Here is a 5,487-nt window from a genome sequence, read left to right as displayed (position 1 = left end):
GGGCGGGCGGTGCGGTGGGGGCATAAAAATCTGCGGGGGGCGGTGGGGGGGGCTCTTGCCCCCCCCGCACCGCCCCCGAAAACCCCCACCCCCATTAAAAATGGACAAAGCTCTCAGAGGCCCTGGGAAGGACTGGCCGGCTTCCTTACCCACAGGCGCTCGGATTGGACTTGCCGCCCGAAGTAGCCCAAGGTGGATGGCCTGTTTATCCGAAATTGAATACTGAATGAAACGGATTGAAGCGAAATTCATTCCGCCCCCATTAGGCGTTGCAAAGCCTCTCGAAGCCGTCGGGCAAGCGGGAGAACCTCCTCCGGAGCGGCACGACTGGCCGTCCGATCCTGAAGCCTCTGGAAGTCCGCCTGCGATTGTCGCACTTCGACCGGCCGGGTCAACGCCAGATGCCCTGCCGCCTGATCAAATGCGGAGCGCGCCCGCTGAAGCGCTCCCCGCGCCTCATCGGGCGTGGTCGGATAGGTTTGCAGGAAAAGATCGAGCTGGCGGATGGCCTCTTGAAGCTCCCGGCGCGCAAGCTGTGCGGTTTCCGTTTCCGTGCGGGGCCGTATAGCCCAGGCCAGGCCCCCGAGGAGACCCACCGCGGTGGCCATGCCCAGCAGGACGGGCACCCAGTGAGCTCGAAGCCAGAGTATCATGGTTCCTCCGAAGCAAATGTTGCAGCAGGGTGATGGAGTTAAGAGGCGGATAGGGCCGCCGAAGACGGCCTCGCCCACTTCTCCCTGCGGAGTTATCTTAACCCGTTTGACCGAGAGTTCCAACCGTGAGAAGGCTGGGATTATTGCTGCTCTCCTTTTTAATGATCGGGCTTCTCTTCCAGCTCACCGTGCCTCTCTTCGAGACGCCGGATGAGATCTGGCATATCGGCCTGGCCGCCCATCTGGCGCGAGGGGGATCGTTGCCGGTGCAGCAGCCAGCGGAGGACACGCCATGGCGTCAGGAAGGAAGCCAGCCGCCTCTGTATTACATGCTCCTGGCCGCCCTCACCCGCGCGCTCCATCTGCCTCTGGAGGACCTGGATCGGGTCCTGATCGTGAACCGGCATCCGTCTCCCGGCAACGCCGCTCTTCCGGACAACAAGAACATGGCCCTTCACGGATCGTGGGAGCGATTTCCCTGGCGGGGAGCCATCCTCACCCTTCATCTCTGGCGGCTGTTCTCACTGGTCTTGGGGATGATCGCCCTGATCGCGATCTACGGTGCCCTTCGGACCATGGCCCCGGATCGGCCGCGCTGGGCCCTGGGGACCGCTGCCCTGGTGGCGTGGAACCCGATGTTTCCCTTCATTATGGGCGCAGTGAACAACGATGTCCTGGTGAATATGCTCTCCGCCGTTGCCCTCTGGCTGCTGGCCCTGATCTGGCGAAAAGGACCTTCGGGGTTTCGCCTGATCCTGCTGGGCCTTATCCTGGGGATGGCTGCCCTGAGCAAACTCAGCGGGCTCGTCCTCTGGATCTTCACCCCGGGTGCCCTCGTGCTGCTCTGGAACAGGCATCGATGGAGCCGATGGAGCCTTCTTCAAGCCTTTGCCGTGATCTATGGGCTGGCCGGCCTGATCTCCGGATGGTGGTTCGCACGCAATTTCATACTGTATGGGGATCCCACCGGGTTGAATGTCATGCTGGAGATCTTCGGCCGTCGATCCCCTCCCCGCACCTTGGCAGAGCTGCTTTCGGAGATCCGCGGGCTGATATGGTCGTTCTGGGGGGTGTGGGGATGGTTCAACATTGTCGCCGATCCGCCCGTTTACCTGTTCCTGGAGCTCTGGGGCGGCTTATCTGTGATGGGCGCCATCTTCGCGGGAGCCAGGGCCTGGCGTCAGCCGGACCGCGAGCTCCGGGCGCTGTGGGCGGGCGCGCTGGGCTACACCGGCCTGGTCCTCCTCGGGCTGCTTCGGTGGACCTCGTTGACCTCTGCTTCCCAGGGGCGGTTATTGTTCCCGGCGATTGGGCCGATCGCCTGGATGCTCTGGGCCGGTTGGGAATACTGGGTCCGTCGATGGGCCCGGGGCAAGTCCGCAGGATGGGTGTGGGCTCCAGCGGTGATCTGGATGGGGATCGCGTGGATAGCGCCCCTTCGCTACATCTGGCCGACCTATGCAGGGCCATCCACGTGGACAGCGCTCCCGGCTCAGGCCCGCATGGTCGATGGGGTGTTCGGAGATCATTTGCGGCTGGTGGCCTATCTTCCGGGCTCTGCCGCGCCCGGACAGCGCCTTCCGTTCACGCTGTTCTGGGAATGCCTGCAACCCACGGAGCGGCCCTGGAGCGTGTTCCTCCATCCGGTCCAGACTCCCCGTGTGCATGATGTTCGGCAGGTGGATCGCCATCCAGGCCGGGGCCTGTTTTCCACCACCGACTGCCGGCCGGGCTTCCGGTTCGTGGATCCCTACTGGGTGACGGTGGGCTTCGACAACGAGGTTCCGGCCGTCCTCCGCTTGCGCATCGGGATGTGGGATCTCGACAGCGGTTGGATCGCCCCGATTCGGGATGGCCAGGGGCAGCCCATCGATTACCTGATCCTGGAGGCCGGGAAGATCCGGGGGCGGACGCCGCTCTCGCCCACCCAGTTGATCGACGCGCGTGTCGGCCCGGCTCGCCTGATCGGCGTGGATCGCCCGATGGAAGTCCGCCCGGGGGAGACCTTCACCGTCACACTTTACTGGGAGGTGGAAGCGGCGCCCGTGGAGGACTGGCGGGTGTTTGTGCATGTGGGGGATCCCGATCGCCCGCCGCTGCTCCAGCATGACGGCCCTCCCCGGCAAGATGATCTTCCCGCCCGCTGGTGGGAGCCGGGGGATCGATTCGCGGACCCTCATCCTTTGAAGATCCCACCCGATTTCCCGCCTGGGGTTTACACACTGCGGGCCGGCCTCTACCGCCCGGACGGGCTACGAGCCGAAGTGACGGGCCCGCAAGGTGAGCGCCCGCCTCACCGAGCAGTGGAGCTGGGGATCCTTCGTGTAGTCGCTCCCTCATGGGTTATAATTTCTTCACAGCCATAACCGGTAACACCGAAGAATCACGTGGGGTATTCCATTCCAGCTTGGCGGAAGATCCCCTCATCCCAATCCCTCTCTCCCACAAGAATAGCGAGAAAGGGGGTTGGGGCGGCCGCTTCACTGTCGTTCCAAAATTTCTCCTTTCTCCTTACCCTCCGCAAGGAAGGAGAAGAGGAGATCGGTCTATTTTTGTGCGAGGGATAAAGAGCTTCGGTTAGTCGGTGATCTGCTGAACTCCGAAAAGGATCCTATCCGCCACCATACGAATACTACCCAAGGGGATCTCGAGATGGATCTCACGGATCTGATTTTGCTTCCAGTGGCTTTCCTGGGCGCGACGGTGGCCGCCTTCTGGCTGAGCATGGTGATCTGGACGTTCCGGGACATCCGGTCGCGAACCCGGGATCTACCCACCCAGTTCCTGGCCACATTGCTGGTGGCCGTGTTGAACATCCCGGGGTTGTTGATTTATTTGATCCTGCGGCCTCGGGAGACCCTGGCGGAAGCATACGAACGGGCACTGGAGGAGGAGCTGATCCTGCAGAGCCTAGAGGAAATCGAGCAGTGCCCGGGCTGCGGCCGTCGGGTGAAAGCGGATTTCATCGTCTGTCCCTACTGCCATACCCGTTTGAAGCAACCCTGCCCGCGCTGCCAGCGGCCGTTGCGCCTGGAGTGGAGCCTGTGCCCGTATTGTGGCATCGCGCTGGGCACCCCCGTCCCATCTCCGGCGGTGTCAGCTTCGGCACGAGGGCACCAATGAAATCATTCAGGCAGGAGTTGGGCGGTTGAGAGCAGGCGGTGACGAGGCGGGATGGCTCCATGCCCTTTTATCTCCTTCTCCACGGCCCAAAGGGCCGTGGAGAAGGAGATAAAAGACGCTGTGGGCAACTTCAGGCGCCGATTCCAATTCGGGCGATCTTGAGAGGGAAGCGAGCCCAGACCCAAAATCCGCGGGAGAGCTTAGAAGTTGCCTATGGCGTAAAAGATTTCTTTAGGTGCGGGCCGGGCGCTGAAGGCGCCCAGCCCGCACCTAAAGCCCTCCAGGAGAAGCAAGGAGCCTAACTCCCATGGCCTTCCCTCAGGGATCAGGGGTCTTTTCAGGGGAGCGATCCGCCTTGGGCTGTTGACACCTCCGGAGAAACTTCTCAGAATTCATCAAAAGTTCAATGCGCTGATAGGGGGACCGGATGGCACGTTATCAACCGCCAGATGCTCTGGAATTCCCCCGCTTCGCAGGCATCCGCACATTCATGCGCTTGCCCTACGTCCAGACCACCGAGGGCGTGGATGTGGCGATCGTGGGCCTTCCCTTTGATACGGGAGCCACGTTCCGGGTGGGAGCCCGTTTCGGCCCCGAAGCCATTCGCAGTGCCTCGGTTCTCCTCCGCCCCTATCATCCTTTTCTCCGCGTGAATCTCTTCGAACATCTCTCCGTCGTGGATTACGGCGATGCGCCGGTCGCCCCCGGCTTCATCGAGGATTCCCTTCAGCGGATCGCTGACTTTCTGTCCCGGCTGACGCTGGCAGGTGTGATCCCCATTGGCCTGGGTGGGGATCACTCGGTGCTCCTGGGGGAATTGCGAGCGGTCGCTGCCGCCTATGGGCCGGTCGCCCTGGTCCAGTTCGACAGCCATCCCGACACCTGGGACGCTTATTTCGGACACCGTTACACCCATGGCACGGTGATCCGGCGGGCGGTTGAGGAGGGGTTGATCCTCCCGGAGCGTTCCATTCAGGTCGGGCTGCGAGGCCCGATCTATGCTCCGGAGGATTGGGAGACCGCGCAGAATCTGGGGCTGGAGATCCTCTCCGCGGCGGAAGTTCGGGCGATGGGCCTGGAGAGCGTTCCCCGTCGGATCCTCCGGCGCGTCGGCGATCATCCGACCTTCCTCTCGTTCGACATCGATTTCTTCGACCCGGCCTATGCCCCGGGAACGGGCACGCCGGAGGTCGGAGGGTTTACATCGTGGGAGGGGCTTTCCTTGCTTCGGGGGCTGGTGGGCCTTCCCCTGGTGGGGATGGATGTGGTAGAAGTGATTCCATCTTATGATCCAGCCGGCATCACGGCGCTGCTGGCCGCCAACGTGGTTTACGAAGGTCTGGCGCTTCTGGCGGCTCGTCGCCGGGATGGCCTGCCTCGCGTCGCGCTCCTGGGCGCCCGACCGGAAGGGCTTTGAACGGTAGACCCGGTGGATTTGAGGCAGTGCTCAACGGCTGACGGATAGAAGGGCCGTGGGGATGATCCCATCTCCCCAAGTTCGAAGGGCCTCGGGGAGGGAAATGAATTACGCTATGGGCAACTTCAGGCGACCAGCTCGATCCAAGCGCCCTCGGGAAGGAAGCAGGCCAGGCCCCACCCCCAAAACTCTCAGGAGAGCTCGGAAGTTGCCCATGGCGTGAGTTCATTTTGCAGGCAGCCTCGCTCACCCGCAAAACCGGCGACATAGTGCTTTGTCCACTTTTAATTTGGG

The 5,487-nt window shown here is 62.6% G+C and carries 4 protein-coding genes; 3 read left to right on the top strand and 1 reads right to left on the bottom strand.

Translation table 11 applies throughout. The annotated features are described in order from the left end of the window. Window positions 1–248: 248 nt before the first annotated feature. Window positions 249–653: a hypothetical protein gene (locus NZM16_RS08020; protein ID WP_295479790.1), complete on the bottom strand. Its 405-nt coding sequence runs from the start codon at window positions 651–653 to the stop codon at window positions 249–251. Window positions 654–778: 125 nt separating this feature from the next. Here NZM16_RS08020 and NZM16_RS08015 point away from each other — a divergent pair, with 125 nt between their 5' ends. The 3 genes from NZM16_RS08015 to speB all read left to right on the top strand — a co-directional run bounded on the left by NZM16_RS08015 (window position 779) and on the right by speB (window position 5,193). Beyond that, window positions 779–3,019: a hypothetical protein gene (locus tag NZM16_RS08015; protein ID WP_295479788.1), complete on the top strand. Its 2,241-nt coding sequence runs from the start codon at window positions 779–781 to the stop codon at window positions 3,017–3,019. Window positions 3,020–3,305: 286 nt separating this feature from the next. Continuing rightward, window positions 3,306–3,776: a zinc ribbon domain-containing protein gene (locus tag NZM16_RS08010; RefSeq protein ID WP_295452837.1), complete on the top strand. Its 471-nt coding sequence runs from the start codon at window positions 3,306–3,308 to the stop codon at window positions 3,774–3,776. Window positions 3,777–4,203: 427 nt separating this feature from the next. Then, complete coding sequence (gene speB / locus NZM16_RS08005; RefSeq protein ID WP_295452838.1) at window positions 4,204–5,193, top strand: agmatinase; 990 nt, start codon at window positions 4,204–4,206, stop codon at window positions 5,191–5,193. The last annotated feature ends 294 nt before the right edge of the window (window positions 5,194–5,487 follow it).

The organism is Thermoflexus sp. (assembly GCF_025055495.1).
Lineage (GTDB): Bacteria > Chloroflexota > Anaerolineae > Thermoflexales > Thermoflexaceae > Thermoflexus.
This window is presented reverse-complemented; position numbering and strand designations above follow the sequence as displayed.

Bases quoted from the DNA above. Each gene is read 5' to 3' on its own strand.
- NZM16_RS08010 (WP_295452837.1), top strand. From the start codon at position 3,306: ATGGATCTCACGGATCTGATTTTGCTTCCAGTGGCTTTCCTGGGCGCG.
- speB (WP_295452838.1), top strand. From the start codon at position 4,204: ATGGCACGTTATCAACCGCCAGATGCTCTGGAATTCCCCCGCTTCGCA.
- NZM16_RS08020 (WP_295479790.1), bottom strand. From the start codon at position 653: ATGATACTCTGGCTTCGAGCTCACTGGGTGCCCGTCCTGCTGGGCATG.